The following is a 21,652-nucleotide window of genomic DNA, read 5'->3' as shown; positions in this document are numbered from 1 at the left end:
CAGCTGGACCGAGGGCTTTCGTGCGGTGGACGAGGGCGACGGGTCTACAGTCGTTCCTCGTGACTGATGACGGGCGGCTGTCGCCGTTTGGTGCACGACGGTGGGCGGGGTGGGTGACTCTCAGCCCGGTCCGGGTCGTGGCGTTGAGTTTCGCTGCCGCGATCGTGGTGGGCACGGCACTGCTACTGCTTCCGGGGGCGGTCGAGCCCGGTGGTGGCACGAGCGTGACCGAGGCGCTGTTCACCTCGACCTCGGCGATGTGTCTGACCGGGTTGATCGTGGTCGACACCCCCGTGCACTGGTCCGGGTTCGGGCAGGTGGTCATCCTCGCTCTGATCCAGATCGGGGGGCTGGGGATCATGACCATGGCCTCGATGGTGGGCCTGGTGCTCGCCGACCAGATCGGGCTCAAGGCACGGATGAACACCGCGGCCGAGGCACGTGCGTCCGAACTCGGCGACGTCCGCGACGTCGTCATCGGCGTGATCCGTCTGAGCCTCCTGATCGAGGTGGTCACGGCGGCGGCCCTGGCCCTCCGCTTCGCCGTGGGCTATGACGAGCCCGTGGCGAGGGCGTTGTGGCTCGGGGTGTTCCACTCGGTATCGGCGTTCAACAACGCCGGGTTCGCCCTGTACAGCGACAACATCATCGGATTCGCCACCGACCCGTGGATCTGCGTGCCGCTGATGGTGGCGGTGATCCTGGGTGGTCTGGGCTTCCCGGTCCTCTTCGAGGTCGGGCGACGCCTGAGGCGGGCGGCGCCGGAGAGCCGGCTACGGCGGGGCTGGAGTCTGCACACGCGACTGACCCTCTGGGTCACGGCCGTGTTGCTCGTCGTCGGCTTCCTCGCCGTCCTCGCTCTGGAGTGGGCCCGGACCCTACAGACCTACAGTGCGGCGCAGAAGGTCCTGGTGGCCGCGTTCCAGGGAGTGATGCCCCGGACGGCGGGGTTCAACAGCGTCGACTACGCACTATTGGACGACGCGACGTTGTTGGTCACCGATGTGCTGATGTTCATCGGGGGCGGAAGCGGGGGCACCGCCGGCGGGATCAAGGTGACCACCTTCGCCCTCTTGCTGTTCATCATCATCGCCGAGGTGAGGGGGGAGCGGTCGGTGACCATCGCCGATCGTCGCGTCGACAGCCGGGTGCAGCGCCAGGCGTTGGCGGTGGCCCTGATCGGCATCGGCCTCGTCATGACCTCGACGATCGTGCTGCTCGCCGGCACCCCGTTCGGGCTCAACGAGCTCTTGTTCGAGGTCACCTCGGCGTTCGCCACCGTCGGGCTCTCCACGGGCATCACCGCCGATCTCCCCCACTGGGGGCAGTGGATACTGGTACTGCTGATGTACCTGGGCCGGATCGGCCCGATCACGATGGTCAGTGCGCTGGCCGCGCGGCAGCGCGGTCGACGATACGACCTTCCCGCAGAAAGGCCCCTCATTGGCTAGGCGACGAACGTCCGATGCTGTTGTGGTGCTGGGGCTGGGCCGGTTCGGCAAGTCCCTGGCACTGGAACTGATGGCACAGGGAGCGGAAGTGCTGGGGGTGGACTCCAGCGACGCGGTGGTGCAGAAGGTCTCCCACCGATTGACCCACACGGTGGTGGCCGACACCACGGACGAGGAGTCCCTGCGGCAGCTGTCCGTCCACCAGTTCGACCGGGCGGTGGTGGGGATGGGGTCCGATCTCGAGGCGAGCCTGCTCACCGCGTCGGTACTGATCAATCTCGGGGTGCCGAACATCTGGGCCAAGGCCACCAGCAACTCCCACGCCAAGATCCTGACCCAGATCGGCGTCCATCACGTGGTCCGGCCCGAGCACGACATGGGAAAGCGGGTCGCCCATCTGGTCCGTGGACGCATGATGGACTACATCGAGTTCGACGACGGATTCGCGATGGTCAAGACGACCGTGCCCGCCTTCGCGGTCGGCCGCACGCTCGGAGAGACGACGATCCGCACCGACTACGGCGTGACCGTAGTGGCCATCAAGCGTCCGGGCGAGGGCTTCACCTACGCGACCGCGGACACGATGCTCGCACCTGGCGACACCGTGATCGTCTCGGGCAAGACCCGCGACACCGAACGCTTCGCGGAGTTGTCCTAGACGCTGGCGGGATAGCGCAGCATCCGAGTCGTCGGGAACCAGGGGACACGGGAGCCGCCGCTGGTCAGCGGCTCGTCGAGGAGGGGTGTCATGACGGCTCTAATTCCGGATAGTCAGCGTCGATCGCTGGATGAACTGGCTGACAAACTGGATCTGGACACCGGAGATTCAGCCGCCAAGCGTTCCGCGTTCTGGCTCATGTTGGTGCTGTCCGGGGTGATAGCGGTGGCCGGCGTGGCGGGCGATTCCACCGCGACCGTGATCGGCGCGATGATCATTGCGCCACTGTCGACGCCCATCCTGGGAATCGGGTACGGCATCGTCACCGGGCGGGCCGGGGCTGTGGGGCGCAGCATGTTGCTCGTGCTGCTCAGTGTCGTAGCCGTGGTGGCTCTCGGGTTTGTCGCGGCCCAGGTTCTGCCCAACCCGACACACGTGCTTTCCAACTCGCAGGTGTCGGGTCGGACTTCGCCCACCCTGGTGGACCTCTACGCCGCGATCGCCACAGGCTTCGCGGGGGCTGTGGCGATAGTCCGGCGAGATGTCGGGGACGTCCTCCCGGGGGTGGCGATCGCCATTTCGCTGGTCCCCCCTCTGGCGGTGATCGGTGTGTGTCTCGGGTCCGATGCACCCTCCCTGGCCCTGGGTGCCACCGTGTTGTTCGCCTCGAACGTGCTCGCTCTCGTCGTCGCGTGCACGGTCGTCCTCATGGTCTCGGGCTACTCGCGTGAAGCCGCTGAGTCCGCAGAGGCGAGCCAGCGCCGCAGAGCGTACCTCGTACTGGCATTGCTTTTCGTCGTCGTGTTGGTCCCCATGTCGACCAACTCACTCTCGAGCGTGTGGGCCGGACAGATCCATGACGCAGCGGGGCGGTGGCTGGTCGACTCCGAATCCGCGGAGGTGCAGAACGTGACCGTCCGTCCTGACGTGGTGACAGTGGACGTGCTCGCCCCTGGCGACGTCCCCGAGCTCGATGCGCTGCAGAGAGAAGTCGACCGGATCGTGCCCTGGGGACCTTCGGTGGTGGTGGACCACACTGTCGGTCGGCGCATCGAGAGCGAGGGCGGATGAGCCCCGAGGTCACACCCAGTCGACCGACAGCGGTGAGCGGCGCCCCCACCCCACGGTCTGCAACAGCGGTTCGTCCAGCGTGAGGGCGGGGTAGCCGAGGCACAGGTAAGCCAGGGGCCGGGCGCCGTCCGGGAGCGGCACGCTGCCGGAGAGGTGGTCGGGGTCCACGAGGCTCACCCAGCCCATGCCCAGTCCCTCGGCCGTCACGGCCAGCCATAGCAGGGTGATCGCGGCGATCACGCTGTACTCGGTGGCCGCGGGGACGCTGGTGGTGCCCAGTACAGGGCCGGAGGGCGGGACGTGGCTGACCACCAGACCGACCGGCGCCTGGAGGATGCCCTCGAGACGCAGCGAGTCGTAGAGTGCGCGGCGCTCGCCGTCGAAGCGCCGGGCCTCGGCCGCGCGGACGGCCCGGAAACCCGCGTGGACGGCCTCGCGCACGCCGCGGTCCTCGATCACGGTGACGTGCCAGGGCTGACTCAGCCCCACGCTCGGGGCCACGGTGAAGACCTCGAGGAGCCGCTCGATGGTCTCGCGCGGGACAGGGGTGGGGTGGAAGTGACGGTGGTCGCGGCGCGTGGCGAGGATCCGCCACAGCGCATCCCGGTCGGGAGCACCCACTCCGCCGCCGCCGCCGCCTCTGCCGCCGCCTCTGCCGCCGCCTTCGTCGCCGTCGTCGTCACACAGGGGATCCGGGGTCATGACCGCACGAACCGGGGGCTCCACACCCGTCCGGACTCGGTGACCCGGGTGCCGGACGCGCCCACGATGAGCAGGCATTTCATGTCCACCGAGTCGCAGTCGAGCTCGGCGAGGGTCGTGACGGTCAGCGATTCCTCGGCCCGGCCCACGTCGCGGCCGATCACGACCGGGGTGGCCGGGTCGCGGTGCCGCAGAAGGACGTCGCGGGCGTCGGCGACCTGGCGCGTGCGCGAGCGCGAGGCGGGGTTGTAGACCGCCAGGACCAGGTCCGCCGCGGCGATCGCGTCCAACCGCCGGGAGATGACCTCCCAGGGCTTGAGCCGGTCGGACAGGCTCATCACGGCGAAATCAGCGCCGATGGGGGCCCCGGCCCGCGCGGCGACTGCCTGAACGGCGGACACCCCGGGCGAGACCCGCACGTCGACCCGGGAGTACAGCGGGTCCTCGGCGGCCTCGAAGACCGCGGCGGCCATGCCGAACACGCCCGCGTCCCCTCCGGAGACCACCGCCACGCGTTCACCGGATCGGGCGAGGTCCAGGGCGAGCCTGGCCCGGTCCACCTCGACGGTGTTGCCGGAGCAGTGCCGGGTCAGACCCGCGCGCTGGGGCACCCGGTCGACATAGGGCGCGTAGCCGACCACGTGGTCGACCTCGGCCAACACCCGCTGTGCCTCTGCGGTCTGCCAGTCGTCCGGGCCGGGACCCAGCCCCACCACGTGCAGCTCCCCGTCCGGGGCGACGTCGCGCACGGCCCCCTCGCCCAGCGGCGAGGGGCGTCGCCCGAACGGATCGAGCTGCCGGGAATCGCCGGGGACGACGATGAGCGAGAAGTACGGCACCGACTCGGGATCGACGTCCCGCACCGGGTGGTGCACCTCGGCGGCCGTCGAGGCACGCTCGACGTACACCGCGCCGTCGAGCCGACCGGCAGCCTCCAGCGCGCGGCGCACCGCCGGGAAGTTGCGTCCGAGCTTCATGATGATCGCCCCGTCGGTGTCCGCGAGACGGCGGGCCAGTTCGGGCTCCGGCAGCGTTCCGGGCAGGACGGTGAGCACATCGGTCTGGCGGACCAGAGGTGTGGCGGCGGCGGCGGTCGCGGCCGCGAACGCCGGTATGCCGGGCACGATCTCGGTGACGAACCGACCTGCGAGCTTGTCGTGCATGTACATGAAGGAGCCGTAGAACAGCGGGTCCCCCTCGGCGAGCAGGACCACGTCCCGGCCGGCCGCGAGGTGCTCTGCCAGCCGCTGGGCGCTGAGCTCGTAGAAATCCGCGATCGCTCCCGCGTACCCGCCGGGGTGGTCGGTGAGGCCCGTGGTCACGGGGTATTCCAGGACCTCCTCGATCGCACCGGCGGGGATGAGGTCGGCGGCGATCCGCCTGGCGTTGGAGTCCTTCCCGCGGCCGGCGTGGTAGGCCACCACGTCGGCGGCGCCGATGAGCCGGGCCGCCTTGAGGGTGATCAGCTCGGGGTCACCGGGTCCCACGCCGACGCCGTACAGCCGGCCCGCGTCGCCGGTCGCGCCCGCCGGACCGGTGCTCACTCGGCCACCTGCGCGAGGGCGTTGACCGCGGAGACCGTCATCGCGGACCCGCCGCGTCGGCCGTGGACGGTGGCGAACGGGATGTCGATGCCGTGGTCGTCCGCGAAGGAGGCCAGGGCCGCCTTGGACTCGGCGGCACCGATGAAGCCGACCGGGCACCCGACGATCGCCGCCGGGCGGGGGGCGCCGTCCAGCAGCATCTCCAGCAGGTGGAACAGGGCGGTGGGGGCGTTGCCGATCGCCACCACGGCGCCGTCGAGTCGGTCGCCCCACAGTGAGAGGGCGGCGGCCGAGCGGGTGGTTCCCATCCGCCGCGCGAGTTCGGGCACGGGGGGATCGGTCAGCAGGCACACCACGTCGTTGTCCCGGGGGAGTCTGGCCCGGGTGATGCCGGAGGCGACCATGTGGGCGTCACACAGGATCGGCGATCCGGCCTCGAGCGCGGCCCGCGAGGCCCCCACCAGTCCGGGGTGCACCTGCAGGTCGTTCACCAGATCGGTCTGGCCGGTGCCGTGCACCATCCGGACGGCGAGGCGCTCGGCATCCGGTGGGACGCGCGAGAGATCGGTCTCCCGCCGGATGGTGGCGAAGGAGTCGAGGTAGATCGCCGGCCCGTCGTCGACGTAGTCGTAGCGGCGCGGGGGCCGGTGGACAGCAGGCATCGAGTCCTCCTCGGGGTTCTCGCCCCGGTCAGAAGTCACAGTCGACGCGTCAGGCAGCGCGCCGATCCCGCGGCCAGTATCTGGCTTGGCGACCCGTCGACCGGGCCTCACAGTGGCGGAACCGCCCCGGATTCGCACCGGGTTCCTCGCCGTGGGACAGCCGGAAGTCTACGTGCGCACGGTGAGCACGCCGCGCCACGGGGTGACCACGAGCTCGGTGACGTCCCCGCCGGTGAGGCGATCGATCAACGCACGATCGAGAACTCCGTCCGGGGCCTCGACGTGCTCGATCCGCCCCGAGGAGCCGGGGACCGGGCCATACGACAGCGCAGGGGCCGGGGTGGGGAGGCGACCGTCGCCCGGGCGGGGGGCGGCGAGCGGCACCGGGAGCTCCCGCACGTGCCAGGGGGCGTCGGGACCGGTGCCGCGGGCGCGGGCGAAGTCGCGCGCCAGGCCGAGCAGGCGATCGGCGGCCTCGTCGACGGGCACCACTGCGGACCAGCTCCCGCCCACACGGAGCTGCGCGGAGTCGCCATCGAGCACCGTCAGCCCCAGGTCGCCGTCGCGGGTCACGAGATCACCGCGGCCGTCGTCCAGGACGAACAGGAACCGGCCGGACAACCCGGCCAGCGCCGGATCCGTCCGGAGGCCCGCGTCGAGCCGGTCGGTCAGCGGGCGCAGGTCCGTGCGGCCGCCGACCAGTCCGGTGAGTGGGGAGACGAGGACGTTGCGGACGAGCTCGTGCGTGGGCGCGGGAAGCAGGCCGGTCGCGACGATGGCTCCCACGACCTCGTCCGCGAGCCTCCCGTCCCGCCCGGTCGGCAGGGCCCGCAGTTGCAGGTTCGCGCGGGTCGTGACGTGCACGTCGTCGTCGCCGTATCGCGCCGCGACCCCGTGCAGCGCGGCGAGGGATTCCGGTGACACGCGGCCGCCAGGGACGCGCAGCCGGACCAGGGCGCCGTCGTCGGCGGGCCACGGGCGCAGCACTCCGGGACACATGTCGGTCCGGGTGCGGGAGGCCGGTTTGGAAACGCTCACGGGACACAGTCTGACACCCTGTTCGACGCGGCCCGGGAGTGGTAGTTTCCTAAACAATTCTTGAAGAATCGGAGTCCTGCCGTGACGTCGCACCGCGTACCCGCCCTCGTCGCCTCCCTCGTAGCCGCGGTCGCTCTGGTCGCGGCCGGGTGTTCGTCGGACTCCGTCACCCAGGCGGCCGGCACCACCTCGACGTCACCGCCGGCCGGCACCACCGCGCCACCGCCGGCCGGGTCGGTCGCCGGGGTGACCGTGCCGGACGCGTTCACCGCCCTCACGATCACTCCGATCGGGAATCCGCCGCTGCCGTTCCGGGGAACGGACGGCAGGTATCACGTCGCCTACGACCTGCAGCTGACCAACGCCACCGGGGTCCCGGCGAGCCTGGACAAGATCGATGTGGTCGACGGCACCGATCCCACGAAGATCATCGCCAGCTTCTCCGGTTCGGCCCTGATCGACCCGGAGTGCGATTTCGGTGACTGCAACCGCCTGCGTGGCCTCCCGGCCGGGGTCATCGACAGCGCCGAGATCCCACCCCAGGAGAGCCGCGTGGTGTTCATCGACTTCGCGCTGGACTCCCTCGACCAGGCCCCCGAAGCGGTGTTGCACCACGTCTACGGGACCGGTGCCGCCTCGCCGGCCTTCGGCGAGCCGGGGCCCATCGACTACCTGGCCACGCCGGTCGCCTTCTCCACGCAGACCGTGCCGGTCGTCTCGCCACCGCTACGCGGCGACAACTGGGTCGCCCTCAACGGGTGTTGCGAGCCGGGTTTCCCGCATCGCAGTTCGGTGATGTCGCTCAACGGGAAGCTGAACAACAGTCAGCGCTTCGCCATCGACTTCAAGCGCACCAACGACAGCGGCGAGTTCTACTCCGGGGACAGGACCCGCAACGAGAGCTATGTCGACTACGGGGCCGAGATCCTCGCCGTCGCCGACGCCACGGTGGTCTCTGTCCTCGACGGTATGGAGGCCAATGCACCGGGTGTCCTGCCCGCCAGCGACCCCGAGTTGGCGGCGGAGCTGACCGTCGAGAACGTGGACGGCAACCACGTCGTGCTCGATCTCGGCGGCGGGGTCTACGCGATGTACGCACACCTGATCGCGGGGTCGATCACTGTCGAACCGGGCGACACGGTGACCGAGGGGCAGGTGATCGGCGAGCTCGGGAACACCGGCAACGCCAACGCGTCGCACCTGCATTTCCAACTGATGGACGGGCCGAGCCTGCTCGAGGCGGATGCGTTGCCCTACGAATTCAGGAGTTTCGACTACCAGGGGCAGGTCCCACCGCAGCGGATAGCCGATGCAGACGACTATCTGGCCGGCACCTTCCTGCCGGAGGGTCCGCAGCAGCGGGAGGCGCGGACCGACCAGATGCCGCTCAACCTGGCGGTCGTGGCCTTCCCCTAGCCGGACGAGCGACGCCGACCACTCCGCTCCGACGGCCGGGCACCCGTGGGGGACCGGGGCCGGATAGGCTCGCCGGTGCCGTGGTGCTCGGGAAGCCGGAGGAAAAGCCGGCGCGGCCCTCGCCACTGTAGTCGCGGAGCCATGCGACCCTCGTCCGTCCCCGAGTGGGGCGGAGACCACTGGATCCTCCAGGATCCGGGAAGGTCGGTCGCACGGCGTCGATGCGAAAGCCAGGAGACCGGCCACGGCGACATGTTCCACGAGGGTTTGGAGAAGAACATGCGCCATGACCGGCGTTCGGCGTCCCCTGACGACGCCTCGGCACCATCGAATGACACGGCACCACACCAGGCACCACGCATCACCCTGCTGTCCACCTCCGACACGGACCTGCTCTCGGCGCGTGCCTCGCGGGCGAGGTGGACGCTCGGCAACCCGTCTCGGATCGACGTGGAGGCGGAGCTGCCCGGTCTGCTCGCCGGCGCCGACCTGGTGGTGGTGCGGATCCTCGGCTCGCGGCGGTCGTGGGAGCCCGGATTCGCCGCGGTCCTGGCCTCGGGGCGGCCGGTGGTGGTCCTCGGCGGCGAGCAGGCCCCGGACGCCGACCTGATGGAACTGTCCACGGTGCCGATCGGCATCGCGGCCGAGGCACACCGCTACCTCGCGGAGGGCGGGGAGCGGAATCTCGCCCAGCTCCACGCCTTCCTCTCGGACACGGTGCTGCTCACCGGAGCCGGCTTCGAACCCCCGGAGAGCGTCCCGGTGTGGGGGATGCCGCCGCGTCCGGTCGCCGACTACCCGGCGAGTGGTCACGAACGACGCGATTCCCGGAACGCGACCTGGGAGAACGTGAGCGGAATCGACCAGTCGCGGGGTGGCCCCCGGGTGGACCAGTCGCGGGGCGTCCCCCGCGTCGGGGTGCTCTACTACCGGGCCCACGAGGTCAGCGGGAACTCCGAGTTCGCGCACGCGCTCGCGGACGCGATCGACGCCACCGGGCAGGCCGTGGGCGTGCCGGTGTTCGCCGGGTCCCTGCGCTCGGCCCCCGACGAGTTGTTCGAGGCGCTCGGTTCGCTCGACGCACTGGTCGTCACCGTCCTGGCCGCCGGCGGCACCACGCCCGGAGCGGTGAGCGCGGGTGGCGAGGACGAGACCTGGGACGTCGAACGCATCGCCGCGCTCGACATCCCGGTCCTGCAGGGCCTGTGCCTGACGTGGAGCCGGGAGGACTGGGAGGCCTCCGACGACGGCGTCAACCCGCTGGACTCGGCCAACCAGATCGCCATCCCGGAGTTCGACGGCCGGATCATCACCGTGCCGTTCTCCTTCAAGGAGATCGACGCCGACGGGCTGCCCCGGTACGTCGCCGATCCCGAACGCTGCGCCCGCGTGGCGGGGATCGCGGTCTCGCACGCACGCCTGCGCCACGTGCCCGCTGCCGACCGCCGGATCGCCCTGGTGCTCTCGGCGTACCCGACCAAGCACTCCCGGATCGGCAACGCGGTCGGGCTCGACACCCCGGTCTCGACCATCCGGTTGATGCGACGGATGCGCGACGAGGGGTACGACCTGGGGCCGGCCGACGGGCCCATCGCACGCTTCCTCGAGCGCACCGAGGAGCTGCCTGATGACACCGCCGCCGGAGACGCGCTGATCCACGCGCTGATCGCCGCAGGTGGGCAGGACGAGGAGTGGCTGACTGACGCCCAGCTCACCGACAGCCACGTGCGGATCAGCACCGACGACTACCTGAGGTGGACGGCGGACCTGCCCGAGTCGCTGCGCGCGGAGATGATCGAGGCGTGGGGCCCGGCTCCCGGCCGGCTGTTCGTCAACGACGCCGGTGAGATCGTCCTGGCCACCATCCAGGCGGGCAATGTCGTCCTATTGATCCAGCCGCCGCGCGGGTTCGGGGAGAACCCGGTGGCGATCTATCACGATCCTGAGCTGGCCCCGTCTCACCACTACCTGGCCGCCTACCGGTGGCTGGCGCACGGTTTCGGCGCGCACGCGCTGGTCCACCTGGGCAAACACGGCTCGCTCGAGTGGCTCCCGGGCAAGAACGCCGCGCTGTCGGCGGCGTGTGCGACCGACGCCGCGATCGCCGACCTGCCGCTGATCTACCCGTTCCTCGTCAACGACCCCGGTGAGGGCGCGCAGGCCAAGCGCCGCGCCCACGCCACGATCGTCGACCACCTGGTGCCGCCGATGGCCCGGGCGGAGTCCTACGGAGACGTCGCCCGCCTGGAGCAGCTGCTGGACGAGTACGGCAACATCGCCTCGATGGACCCGGCCAAGCTGCCGGCCATCCGCGCGCAGATCTGGACCCTCATGCGGTCCGCGCACATGCACGAGGACCTGGGCCTGGAGCAGCAGCCCGGGGACGAGGAGTTCGACGACTTCCTGCTGCACGTCGACGGCTGGCTGTGCGAGATCAAGGACGTCCAGATCCGCGACGGCCTGCACGTGCTGGGCCAGGCGCCGGCCGGCGAGGCGCGGGTGAACCTGGTGTTGGCGATCCTGCGGGCCTCGCAGGTGTGGGGCGGCGAGTTCGGCGCGGTCCCCGGTCTGCGCCGCGCGCTCGGGCTGGCGGAGGACGCCCCGACCCCGGAGGTCGACCGCGTGGAGGCGCTGGCCCGGTCGCTGGTCGAGGACATGGACTCCCGCGGGTGGGACCTCGCGGCGGTGCCGCAGGTCCTGGCCGCCGCGGGGCTGGGAGACCACGACGACGACGAGGTGGGCCGCGTCCTGGAGTTCGCCGCCCGCGAGGTGGTGCCGCGCCTGGCAGCCACCGTCGACGAGCTGGGCTCGGTCATGCACGCCCTCGACGGCGGCTTCATCCCGGCCGGGCCGTCCGGATCCCCGCTGCGCGGGCTGGTCAACGTCCTGCCGACTGGACGGAACTTCTACACCGTCGATCCACGCGCCATCCCGTCCCGGCTGGCCTGGGAGACCGGGCAGTCGATGGCCGACTCCCTGCTCGACCGGCACGTCGCGGAGACCGGCGAGTACCCGAGCTCGGTGGGCCTGTCGATCTGGGGGACCTCCGCCATGCGGACCTCCGGCGACGACGTGGCCGAGGTCCTGGCCCTGCTCGGCGTCCGGCCGGAGTGGGACGAGGCGTCCCGCCGGGTGAACGGCCTCGAGGTGATCCCGGCGGTCGAGCTCGGTCGCCCGCGCATCGACGTGACGGTCCGCATCTCGGGCTTCTTCCGGGACGCCTTCCCGCACGTCATCACCATGCTCGACGACGCCGTCGGCATGGTGGCCGAGCTCGACGAGCCGGACGATCTGAACCACGTCGCCGCCCACACCCGCGCGGACCTGGCCGAGCACTCGGACCACCGCCGCGCGACCACCCGCATCTTCGGCTCCGCTCCGGGGTCGTACGGCGCGGGCATCCTGCAGACGATCGAGGCCGGCAACTGGCGGGACGACCGCGACCTGGCCGAGGTCTACACCCGCTGGGGCGGCTTCGCCTACGGCCGCGACCTTGACGGCGTCCCGGCCGCGGACGACATGCGGACCAACTACCGGCGCATCGCGGTGGCGGCCAAGAACATCGACACCCGCGAGCACGACATCGCCGACTCGGACGACTACTTCCAGTACCACGGCGGGATGATCGCGACCGTGCGCGCGCTCACGGGCACCGAGCCCCGCGCCTACGTGGGGGACTCCACCACGCCGGACGCGATCCGCACGCGATCGCTGGCGGAGGAGACGGTCCGGGTGTTCCGGGCGCGCGTGGTCAATCCCCGGTGGATCGCGGCCATGCAGCGGCACGGCTACAAGGGGGCGTTCGAGCTGGCGGCGACGGTGGACTACCTCTTCGGCTTCGACGCCACCGCCGGCGTCGTGCACGACTGGATGTACGACACGCTGGCCAGGGAATACGTCCTGGACCAGACCAACCAGGAGTTCCTGCGCCGCTCCAACCCGTGGGCCCTGCGCGGGATGATCGAGCGGCTCTCCGAGGCCGCCGACCGTGGGCTGTGGGCCGAGCCGGACGCCGAGATCATGGACCGGATGCGGCAGGTCTACCTGGACGTCGAGGGCGACCTCGAGGACACGCATGGCGACTGACCGAACTCCTCTCGACCCGAGCAGCCCAGACGCGCGCGACCACTGCATCCGCACACGAGATATCGCGTGTGGGTGCAGTACTTGCGCGCGGATGGCAGAGGCGCGGGAGCGGCCCTGCCGCCGGGTGCGGGTGGTCGGCATCGGCTCGGGCGGGCTCGACCAGATCACCGTCGAGGGAATCGAGGCCCTGCGGGCGTCCGACTACGCGATCGCCGCCGTGAAGGGACCCGCCGACCCGTTGGTCGACCTCCGCCGGCAGTTGCTCGCCCGGCACGCGCCGGGCGTCGAGCTGGTGGGGGTCACCGACCCGGAACGGGACCGCTCGTCGTCGTCGACCTCCTCCCGGGTCGGGTACCGCGGCGTGGTCCGGGACTGGCACGAGGCCCGCTCGCTGGCCTGGGAGCGCACCCTGACGGACCGTCCCGGCGACGTGGCGATCCCGGTGTGGGGCGACCCGGCCTTCTACGACTCCACCCTGCGGATCGTCGACCGGATCCTCGCCCGCGGACGCCTCGACTTCCGGGTGGAGGTGGTCCCCGGCATCTCCGCGCTGCAGGTGCTGGCCGCGCGCCACAGGCTGGTCCTGCACGAGATCGGCGGGACGGTCACGGTGACCACCGGTCGCCGGCTGGCGGAGGTCGTGGCCGCCGGCGCGGACAACGTGGTGGTGATGCTCAACGCGGACCTGCCGCTGGACGATCTCGCCGACTGGCACATCTGGTGGGGCGGCAACCTCGGGGACGCGGGGGAGTGTCTGGTGTCGGGCAAGGTCGGTGACGTCCTGCCCGGGTTGCGAGCCCACCGCGAGCGGCTGCGCGCCGAGCACGGCTGGGTGATGGACGTCTACCTGCTGCGCAGGGCACCGTGATGCCGCGGATCCGGCGGTCGGTCGCGGCCGGCGGGGACCGTGCATACACTGGCGCTCCCCCGAGACATGGAGGTACACGATGGGTTTCCTGAAGAACGCACTGAAGAGCGGGATCGCACTCAAGGCTGTCGATGTGGCCAAGCGTGAGGCGTCGAAGCCGGAGAACAAGCGCAAGGCCCGCGAGCTCGCGGACAAGTTCCGCAACCGCAAGCGCTGACCACACCGGGCGTCCGGTAGGCCCGGTCACACCCAGTCGACGAGCTCCACCGGGTCGTGGGGACCGGCGCCCTCCGGCACCACGGCGAGCACGGGAGCGCCGGCGAGGTCGGCGAGGTGCGCGGTCCGGACCCGGCCCGTGAGCGTCCACCCGCCGGACCCGTCGGGGCGGGCCGGCAGCACCCGCGCACGGGTCGGGGCGGCGAGTCCGTCGAGTCCGGCCACCCGGGTCAGGACCGGTGGACGCTCGCGGCCGGTGAGGGCGTCGACCAGCGCGCGCCCGGTGGTGGCGGCCGCGCTGATCGCGGCGAGCGGGTTGCCCGGCAGCCCCACCAGCACCCGGCCGTCGGGCAGCACGGCGACGATCTGCGAGCCCCCGGGCCGCACGCGAACCCCGTCCAGCACGATCCTGGCCCCCGCGTGCCGGAGCGCGGGCCGGAGGTGGTCGGCCACCCCCCGGCCGGTCGCGCCCACCAGGACGAGGACGTCCCCGCTGCCGGCCCGCGCCACCGCGTCGGGGGCGCCGCTGACCAGCGCGTCCACCGCGTCGGCGGTGTCCGGGCAGTGCGCTGCGGGGCCGCCCGGGCCCGTGACGAATCCCGCCCGCGTGAGCACGGGCCCCAGCAGCGGGCCCACGGTGTCCCGGATGCGCCCCGGTGGCAGCGGGGAGGGGGAGTCGGCGGGCAGGACCTCGTCGCCCGTCGTGACGATCACCGCGCGCACCGGCCCCCGAACTGACACCGCCGACAGTCCCGCGGACAGCCCCGCCGAGGCCAGAGCGGCGTCGAGTGTGGTCCCGGCCGGGGCCAGCTCGTGCCCGGCGGGCCAGTCCTCGCCGACGGGGCGGAGGTCATCCACGCCGGCCGCCGCCGGAAGTGCGCCGACGACCGGCGGGCCGGAGCCGTCGGGGGACACCTCCACCAGTTCGTGCCGGAGCACGCGGTCGGTGCCGGTCGGTGCCGGCGCCCCGGTGGCGATGGGCGCGGCGGCCCCCGGGGGCAGGATCACCGGGGAGCCGTCCCCGGCGCGGCGTGCGGGTTCGGTCAATCGCCACGGGCCCGGTCCGGACAGGGCGTACCCGTCCATCGCGGACACCGGCTCCCGGGGCATCGGATCGACCGTGACGAGCGCGGCGGCCAGTACCGCTCCCATCGCGTCGAGCGGTGCGCGACCGGTCGGCGGCAGCGGGGTGAGCCCAGATCTCAGCACCGCGGCGACGTGGGCGAACGCGACGGGTCCGCGAGCGGCCAGGTCCGCCCACGTGTCCACGTCCCGGGCGGGGTCGCCCACGCTCACGCGGGTGATCTCGTCGTCGTCGTACAACGACCGCACCGATCGGCCGGCCAGGCCGCCGGATCGCTCGAGGGCGGACAGGCGCGCGGCGAGGGCGCGACGGTCCCACGCGGCGAGGAGGTACTGATCCCGACCGGCGGCGTCCACGGCGAGTGCGGCCGGCCCGCACAGGGAGGCGACGAGGGAGCGGAGGGTGTCGGCGTCGAGGTCGGGCAGGTCACAGGCCACGACGACGACGAGGTCCGCTCGCTCCGGAAGCGCCGCCAGTCCCGCGGCGATCCCGGCGACCGGGCCCGAGAAGGGCGGATCCTCGCGGACGTCACCCCCCGGGCCCACCGTGACGACCCGGTCCGCGACCGACGCGGCGGCGCGGGCCACGGACTCGAGCATCGGCCGGCCGGCGACCTCGATCCGCGCCTTGTCAGCTCCCCCGAGCCGGCTCGCGCGGCCGCCGGCCAGGACGATGGCCCCGATCCCGGCGATATCGCGTCCCGCGGGTCGGTCACCGACGGTCACCGGTGGTCTCCGGTCGCGTCCCCGGCTGAGTCGCCGGCGGCGTCATCGTGGGTGTCACCGGCGGCGTCACCGGCGGCGGTGTGCGCCAGTCGACCGCGCAGGAAGTCGTCGACGAGCCGCTCGATGTCCGCGGTCGTGTGCGGGCGCAGTCCGATCATCCGGGCGAGCACCACCGGCCCCGCGAGCTGGGACACCGCCAGGTCGCGGTCGCCGGGGATCAGCGTGCCGTCGGACTCCGCCGCGGTCAACACCGCGTGCAGGGGCTCGGTGTAGGAGGCCACCACGCCGCGGCGCAGTTGACCCACCTCGTCGTCATCGCTCGCGCCGCGGCCCATCGCCAGCCACCCCAGCATCGACTGCTGCAGGGGAGCGTCCTGGATCAGGCGCGCCATGGACGTGCTCAGGTGCAGGAGTTGCTCGCGCACCGGGGCGTCGGCCGGCGGCGGCTCGGGCGTCGGCAGCAGGCGCCGGAACGCCGCGGCGATGAGGGAGTCCGTGGAGGGGAAGTTGCGGTACAGCGTGGTCCGCGCGACGCCCGACAGGCGGGTGACCGCGTCCACCGTCACCGCGGCCGCGCCACCGGACAGGAGAAGCGTCACCGCGGCGTCCAGGAGTTTGCCCCGCGAACGTGCCCGGCGGGGATCGGTCGGTGACTGCATTGGTCCATTGTGACGCCCTCGGTGGGATACGGTGTGGGCACCCGAGCGATACCGGCGGTATCGTTTCTCTCGGGGACCGCGTTCCACCGTCCACCGCCACCTCCGACCCCGCGACTCACCGACCCCGCCAATCCTCGAACCCGCCATTCCTCAAACCCGCCATTCCTCAAACCCGCCATTCTTCAAACCCAGGGAGCCCACGTGATGGAACTGACCGCCGGACGGCGCCGCTGGCTGCTGTTCGTCAACATCGTGGCGGTATCGCTGGTCGTGGCCACGATGTCCGCCCTGTACACCTCGCTGCCGGACATCGCCGTGGGCATCGGCGCCACGCAGGCCGAGCTCACCTGGATCGTCGACTCCTACACCCTCGCGCTGGCCGCGCTCGTGCTCATCGCCGGCGCCCTGGGCGACCGCTTCGGTCGGCGCGCCACGCTCATCGTGGGCCTGGCGTTGTTCACGGTGGCCTCGGCACTGCCGCTCTGGCTGGACTCGCCACTGTGGGTGATCATCCTGCGGGCCGTGGCCGGGGTGGGCGCGGCGTTCGTCATGCCCTCCACGCTCTCCCTGCTCACCGCCAGTTTCCCGCCGGAACGGCGCGGCTCCGCCGTGGGCATGTGGGCCGGGTTCGCGGGGATCGGCGGGATCGTGGGCCTGCTCAGCTCGGGGCTCATGCTGGAGGTGTGGTCCTGGAAGTCGATCTTCGTGGTCTACTCCGCCATCGGTCTGCTGGTGCTCCTGGCCGCGTTCACGATCGGCGAATCCGTGGCCTCCCGGCACGGCCGGCCGGACGTGCTGGGGGCCGTGTTCTCGGCGTTGGCGGTCGGAGGCGTCGTCTTTGGGCTCATCGAGGGCGCGCACACGAGCTTCGGTGAACCCCTCGTCGTCGTCGCCCTCGTCGTGGCGGTCGTGAGCCTGATCGGCTTCGTCCTGGTCGAGCTCCGGGCCGCCGACCCGCTACTCGACGTGCGGTACTTCCGCCGCCGGGGCTTCACCACCGGCTCCGTCGCCGTGGGTATGCAGTTCCTCACGATCTTCGGGTTCTTCCTGCTGATCGTGCAGTACCTGCAGCTGGTCAAGGGCTATGACGCCATCTCGGCCTCCCTGGCACTGGCGCCGATGGTGGTCCCGGTGATGGTCTTCTCGCTGCTCTCCCCCCGGATCACCGCGGTGGTCGGTCTACGGGCGGTCTGCGTGGTGGGGCTGGCGTCGATCGCGGCCGGGATGGTCCTGCTCTCCCGCCTGGGCGTGGACTCGACCTACTGGGACATCCTGTGGCCGATGATCGTGGCCAGCGTGGGCCTGGGCCTGTCGACCGCCCCGGCCACCTCGGCGATCGTCTCCGACATCTCCGCCGACGAGCAGGGTGTCGCCGCCGCGGTCAACGACGCGATGCGCGAGGTCGGCGCCGCGATCGGCATCGCTCTGTCCGGCAGCATCCTGGCCGGCCGCTACGCCACCGGGATCGTGGACGTCCTGCCCGCCGTGCCCGAGGCCGGGCGGCAGGCGGTGGAGAGCTCCTTCGCGGGCGCGGTGGAGTTCGGCTCCGCAGCCGGGCCCGCCGCGCAGGGGGTCGTCGACGCCGCCGCCGGGATCTTCGCCGCCGGCATCTCGGACGCGTTGTTCGCACTGGGCATGGTCGCGGCGGGGGCGACGGTGCTGCTGCTGTTCGTCGCGCCGGGTCGGGGCTACGTCCCGCAGGGGGACGCGGCGCCTGCCGATGCCGCGGGCGATGCCGCTGCGGATGCCGCGGGCGACGCTACCGGTGCCGCACCCGCCGGTGCGGGTACCGATCCTGCCGCCGGTGCCGACGCGTCGGATATCGACGATCTCGGGGCGCATCCTGCCGAAATGGGTCCCGCGCAGAGGTAACCCCCGCCGCCGCAACGGCATCCGCTCCCGCGCCTGCCCGTCCCGTTGAAATCCGCTCCCGGCCCTGAACTCACGCGTGCGCAGCGGTTCACGCGTGAGTTCAGGGACAGAGGCGGACGGCAGGCGCACGCGCGGATGCCCGTTGAGAGGTGCGCCGGTTGCTCGCCGCTACGCTCGCTGGCGCTCGGTGTCTATGCGCGTCCCGCTGCGGTGCTTGCCTCGCTGGCGCTCGGCGAGCTCCTCGGGGCCGACGGACGCTGCTCGAACCGGACTCCGCCCGTGAGCCGGTTGCTCGCCGCTACGCTCGCTAGCGCTCGCTTCGCGGCTCGAACCGGACGGTCACCGCCTTGAAACCCGGCGTGTTGGACTCCCGCGCCACGTTCTGCCGGTGCACCAGATTGTTGGCCTCGGGGAAGTAGGCCGCGCAGCAGCCGCGGGCCGTCGGGTAGGACACCAGACGGAACTCGTCCGCCCGACGCTCGCTGGTCACGCCGTCCGAGCCGGTGAACACGCTCACCACGTCGACCAGTTGGCGCTCTGCGAGGCCCAGGTCGCGCAGGTCATCCGGGTTCACGAGGATCACCCGACGCCCCTCCGAGATGCCCCGGTAGCGGTCGTCCAGACCGTAGAAGGTGGTGTTGTACTGGTCGTGCGAGCGCACGGTCTGCAGGATCAGATGGCCGGCCGGCGCCTCCAACCACTCCAGCGGGGACACCGTGAAGTGCGCGCGCCCGGACGGGGTGGCGAACGACCGGGAGTCGCGCGGGGGGTTGGGCAGCACGAACCCGGACCGCTGACGCACCCGACGGTTGTAGTCGGTGAACCCGGGGATCACGCGGGCGATGTGGTCGCGGATCACGTCGTAGTCCTCGGCCATCGCGCGCCAGTCCACCTGGTGGTGGTGCCCCAGGATCGCCTCGGCCATGCCGGCGACGATCTGCGGTTCACTGAGCAGCTGCTCCGACACCGGTTCGAGCCGCCCGGTCGAGGACCGGATCACCGACATCGAGTCCTCCACCGAGACGAACTGTGCACCTCCGGGATGGCGGTCATCGCGGTCCGTGCGTCCGAGCGTCGGCAGGATCAGGGAGGTCTGCCCGTGCACCACGTGGGAGCGGTTGGGCTTGGTCGACACGTGCACGGTGAGCCCGGTGCGCTGCATCCCCCGCTCCAGCACGTCGGTGTCCGAGCACGCCTTGGCGAAGTTGCCGCCCATGGAGACGAACACGTCCACGTCGCCGCGCTCGAACGCCTCGAGCGTCTCCGTCGAGTCGTAGCCGTGCTCACGCGGCGAGGTGATGCCGAACTCGTCGTCGAGCCCGTCCAACAAGATCGCGCCCGGCTTCTCCCAGATCCCCATGGTCCGGTCGCCCTGCACGTTGGAGTGCCCACGGACCGGGCAGGCGCCGGCGCCGGGTTTGCCGAAGTTGCCCTGCAGCAGCAGAACGTTGACGATCTCGCGCAGGGTGTCCACCGAATGGGGCTGCTGTGTGAGTCCCAGCGCCCAGCAGATGATCGTGCCCCGCGAGTGCACCAGCAGCGTTGCCAGGCGTTCGATCTGGTCGCGGCGCAGACCAGTGGCCCGCTCGGTGGTCTCCCAGTCCAGGTCGGCACGCGCGGCGGCGTAGTCCCGGAACCCCTCGGTGCACGTGTCCACGAATTCGCGGTCCACCACGGTTCCCGGCGCCGCCTCCTCCGCGCGCAGCAGCAGGTGGCCCAGTGCCTGGAACAGTGCGAGGTCGCCGCCCACCTTGATCTGCAGGAAGTCGTCCGCGACGGTCTCGCCCCCGCCGTCGACGAGGCTCTTGGCGATCCCGGTGGGGGACTGGGGGTCGGCGAAGTTCAGCAGGCCGGCCTCGGGCAACGGGTTGACCGCCACCACGTGCGCCCCGCGTCGCCGGGCGTCGGTGAGGGTGGAGAGCATCCGTGGGTGGTTGGTGCCGGGATTCTGCCCGACGACGAGGATGACGTCCGCATGATCGAAGTCCTCGAGCGAGACCGTCCCCTTGCCGATGCCGATCGTGGGCGTCATGGCCGATCCGGAGGACTCGTGGCACATGTTGGAGCAGTCGGGCAGGTTGTTGGTGCCGATCGACCGCGCGAGCAGCTGGTACATGAAGGCGGTCTCGTTGGCCGTGCGGCCCGAGGTGTAGAACACGCAGCGGTCGGGCGAGGTGGCGCCCACGTGTTCGGCCATGAGCGCGAACGCCTCACGCCAGCTGATCGGCGAGTAGTGCTCGTCACCGGGCCTGAGCACCACCGGCTCGGTGATCCGGCCCTGGTTGCCCAGCCAGTACTCGGTCTTGTCCCGCAGTTCGCGGATCGGGTGGGCGGCCCACCACTCGGGGGTCACCGTCCGGGTGGTGGCCTCCTCCGCCACGGCCTTCGCGCCGTTCTCGCAGAACTCCGCCGGCTTGCGCGGCCCGGTGATGGACTCGGGCCAGGCGCAGCCGGGGCAGTCCGTACCGCCGCGGTGGTTGAGGCTGGCCATCGCCCGGACCGTGCGGGCCACCCCGGCCTGCGAGATCCCCCGCTCGACCGCCACCGACACGGCCTTGAGCCCTGCCGCGCTGGTCTCGGGTTCGCCGATCCGGATCCGGGTCTCATCGATGTCGGCGACGGGCGCGGACCGACGGATGCGGGGGAACAGACTCATGGGCCCATTGTGCGCCGGAACACACGACCCCGCAGCCGCAGTCGGTACCCGCCCACCCCGGCGCACCCCGACGCGGAGACCGCGTGGTCAGTCGCGCAGTCGCCCGGGATGGGTGTAGACGGTCGCACGGTCGCCGCGGCTGAAGCCCACGAGCGTCACGCCGGTCTCCGACGCCAGATCGACGGCCAACGACGACGGCGCACTGACCGCCGAGAGCAACGGGATCCCCGCCATCGAGGCCTTCTGCACGAGTTCGAAGGAGGCCCGGCCGGAGACCTGCAGGATCGTCTCGCGCAGGGGGAGCCGACCGTCGCGCAGGGCCCAGCCCACCACCTTGTCCACCGCGTTGTGTCGACCCACGTCCTCGCGCAGGCACAGCAGCTCGCCATCGGGGGAGAACAGACCGGCGGCGTGCACGCCGCCGGTCCTGCCGAAGACGACCTGGCCGTCACGGAGCCGCTCGGGCAGGGACAGCAGGATCTCCGCGTCGATCATGGGTTCGGCGGACTCGGCGGGGAAATGGGTGGCACGGCGGACGTCGTCGACGGAGCTCACCCCGCACACCCCGCAGGCGCTGCTCATGACGCCGGCGCGCGCGGACTGCGGTTCCGGGACGTCTGGCGAGAGCGTCACGGTGAGGGTGTTGTAGTCCTGCTCGGCGCGGCCGCTGACCGTGGTGCAGTAGCAGATCTCGGGGAGGTGCTCGCGGTTCCAGATCGCGCCCTCGGAGACCAGGTGGCCGGCCGCCAGGTCCATGTCGTCACCGGGCGTGCGCATGGTCACCACGAACGGGCGACCACCCAGGCGGATCTCCAGCGGCTCCTCCACCGCGAGGGTCGCCACTTCACGTCTGGCGTCACTACCGGCGATGATCCTCCGCGCGGGGTGACGACTGGTCCGTCGTCCCATGGTGTCGAGGTTAGCCATGAACCCGGTGAAACCAC

The 21,652-nt window shown here is 71.6% G+C and carries 16 protein-coding genes and 2 riboswitches; of the genes, 8 read left to right on the top strand and 8 right to left on the bottom strand.

Features of this window, described 5'->3' with window-relative positions:
- The first annotated feature begins 113 nt into the window (after positions 1 to 113).
- The 3 genes from NJE57_RS13635 to NJE57_RS13625 all read left to right on the top strand — a co-directional run bounded on the left by NJE57_RS13635 (position 114) and on the right by NJE57_RS13625 (position 3,180).
- Complete coding sequence (locus NJE57_RS13635) at positions 114 to 1,451, top strand: TrkH family potassium uptake protein (protein WP_319029002.1); 1,338 nt, start codon at positions 114 to 116, stop codon at positions 1,449 to 1,451.
- A complete protein-coding gene (locus NJE57_RS13630; RefSeq protein WP_319029001.1) occupies positions 1,444 to 2,109 on the top strand; it encodes a TrkA family potassium uptake protein in 666 nt (221 codons plus the stop codon). Before NJE57_RS13635 ends, NJE57_RS13630 begins: the two co-directional genes overlap by 8 nt.
- A gap of 90 nt (positions 2,110 to 2,199) precedes the next feature.
- Positions 2,200 to 3,180 (top strand): TIGR00341 family protein, encoded by a 981-nt coding sequence (locus tag NJE57_RS13625; protein ID WP_319029000.1) that lies wholly within the window; start codon positions 2,200 to 2,202, stop codon positions 3,178 to 3,180.
- Between the two features lie 9 nt (positions 3,181 to 3,189).
- On the opposite strand, the gene bluB is transcribed toward NJE57_RS13625, so the two are convergent.
- The 4 genes from bluB to NJE57_RS13605 form a co-directional block, all read right to left on the bottom strand.
- Positions 3,190 to 3,882, bottom strand: a complete 693-nt coding sequence (bluB, locus tag NJE57_RS13620) for a 5,6-dimethylbenzimidazole synthase (protein WP_319028999.1) — start codon at positions 3,880 to 3,882, stop codon at positions 3,190 to 3,192.
- Positions 3,879 to 5,426 (bottom strand): precorrin-2 C(20)-methyltransferase, encoded by a 1,548-nt coding sequence (locus NJE57_RS13615; RefSeq protein ID WP_319028998.1) that lies wholly within the window; start codon positions 5,424 to 5,426, stop codon positions 3,879 to 3,881. Before NJE57_RS13615 ends, bluB begins: the two co-directional genes overlap by 4 nt.
- A complete protein-coding gene (locus NJE57_RS13610) occupies positions 5,423 to 6,088 on the bottom strand; it encodes a precorrin-8X methylmutase (protein WP_319028997.1) in 666 nt (221 codons plus the stop codon). The genes NJE57_RS13615 and NJE57_RS13610 overlap by 4 nt, the downstream gene beginning before the upstream one ends.
- A 53-nt stretch (positions 6,089 to 6,141) precedes the next feature.
- Positions 6,142 to 6,268: riboswitch (cobalamin riboswitch) on the bottom strand.
- Positions 6,257 to 7,126, bottom strand: a complete 870-nt coding sequence (locus NJE57_RS13605) for a nitrite reductase (protein ID WP_319028996.1) — start codon at positions 7,124 to 7,126, stop codon at positions 6,257 to 6,259. (Overlaps the previous riboswitch by 12 nt.)
- An 81-nt stretch (positions 7,127 to 7,207) precedes the next feature.
- Between NJE57_RS13605 and NJE57_RS13600 the strand changes: the two genes are divergently transcribed.
- The 4 genes from NJE57_RS13600 (at position 7,208) to NJE57_RS13585 (ending at position 13,713) form a co-directional block, all read left to right on the top strand.
- Positions 7,208 to 8,542 carry a M23 family metallopeptidase gene (locus NJE57_RS13600; RefSeq protein ID WP_319028995.1) on the top strand — a complete coding sequence of 445 codons (1,335 nt, stop codon included), beginning with the start codon at positions 7,208 to 7,210 and terminating at the stop codon, positions 8,540 to 8,542.
- Positions 8,543 to 8,606: 64 nt separating this feature from the next.
- A riboswitch (cobalamin riboswitch) is annotated at positions 8,607 to 8,804 on the top strand.
- Positions 8,795 to 12,628, top strand: a complete 3,834-nt coding sequence (cobN, locus tag NJE57_RS13595) for a cobaltochelatase subunit CobN (protein WP_319028993.1) — start codon at positions 8,795 to 8,797, stop codon at positions 12,626 to 12,628. (Overlaps the previous riboswitch by 10 nt.)
- A 91-nt stretch (positions 12,629 to 12,719) precedes the next feature.
- Positions 12,720 to 13,496 (top strand): precorrin-6A synthase (deacetylating), encoded by a 777-nt coding sequence (gene cobF, locus NJE57_RS13590; protein WP_319028992.1) that lies wholly within the window; start codon positions 12,720 to 12,722, stop codon positions 13,494 to 13,496.
- 79 nt (positions 13,497 to 13,575) lie between these two features.
- Positions 13,576 to 13,713: a hypothetical protein gene (locus NJE57_RS13585; protein ID WP_319028991.1), complete on the top strand. Its 138-nt coding sequence runs from the start codon at positions 13,576 to 13,578 to the stop codon at positions 13,711 to 13,713.
- 26 nt (positions 13,714 to 13,739) lie between these two features.
- Here the strand turns inward: NJE57_RS13585 and NJE57_RS13580 are convergent, their stop codons facing one another.
- Entirely contained in the window at positions 13,740 to 15,521 is a 1,782-nt protein-coding gene (locus tag NJE57_RS13580; protein ID WP_319028990.1) for an NTP transferase domain-containing protein, read from the bottom strand.
- A complete protein-coding gene (locus tag NJE57_RS13575; protein ID WP_319028989.1) occupies positions 15,518 to 16,180 on the bottom strand; it encodes a TetR/AcrR family transcriptional regulator in 663 nt (220 codons plus the stop codon). Before NJE57_RS13575 ends, NJE57_RS13580 begins: the two co-directional genes overlap by 4 nt.
- Positions 16,181 to 16,384: 204 nt before the next feature.
- Here NJE57_RS13575 and NJE57_RS13570 point away from each other — a divergent pair, with 204 nt between their 5' ends.
- Positions 16,385 to 18,052, top strand: coding sequence for an MFS transporter (locus NJE57_RS13570; protein ID WP_319029067.1), 1,668 nt, complete (start codon positions 16,385 to 16,387; stop codon positions 18,050 to 18,052).
- 307 nt (positions 18,053 to 18,359) lie between these two features.
- Here the strand turns inward: NJE57_RS13570 and NJE57_RS13565 are convergent, their stop codons facing one another.
- Together NJE57_RS13565 and fdhD are read right to left on the bottom strand one after the other, a co-directional pair.
- On the bottom strand, positions 18,360 to 20,708 hold the full coding sequence (locus tag NJE57_RS13565; RefSeq protein WP_319028987.1) for an FdhF/YdeP family oxidoreductase: 2,349 nt from the start codon (positions 20,706 to 20,708) through the stop codon (positions 18,360 to 18,362).
- A gap of 87 nt (positions 20,709 to 20,795) precedes the next feature.
- On the bottom strand, positions 20,796 to 21,617 hold the full coding sequence (gene fdhD, locus NJE57_RS13560) for a formate dehydrogenase accessory sulfurtransferase FdhD (protein WP_319028986.1): 822 nt from the start codon (positions 21,615 to 21,617) through the stop codon (positions 20,796 to 20,798).
- Positions 21,618 to 21,652: the final 35 nt, after the last annotated feature.

It is taken from the genome of Dietzia sp. PP-33 (assembly GCF_033790845.1).
Lineage (GTDB): Bacteria > Actinomycetota > Actinomycetes > Mycobacteriales > Mycobacteriaceae > Dietzia.
This window is presented reverse-complemented; position numbering and strand designations above follow the sequence as displayed.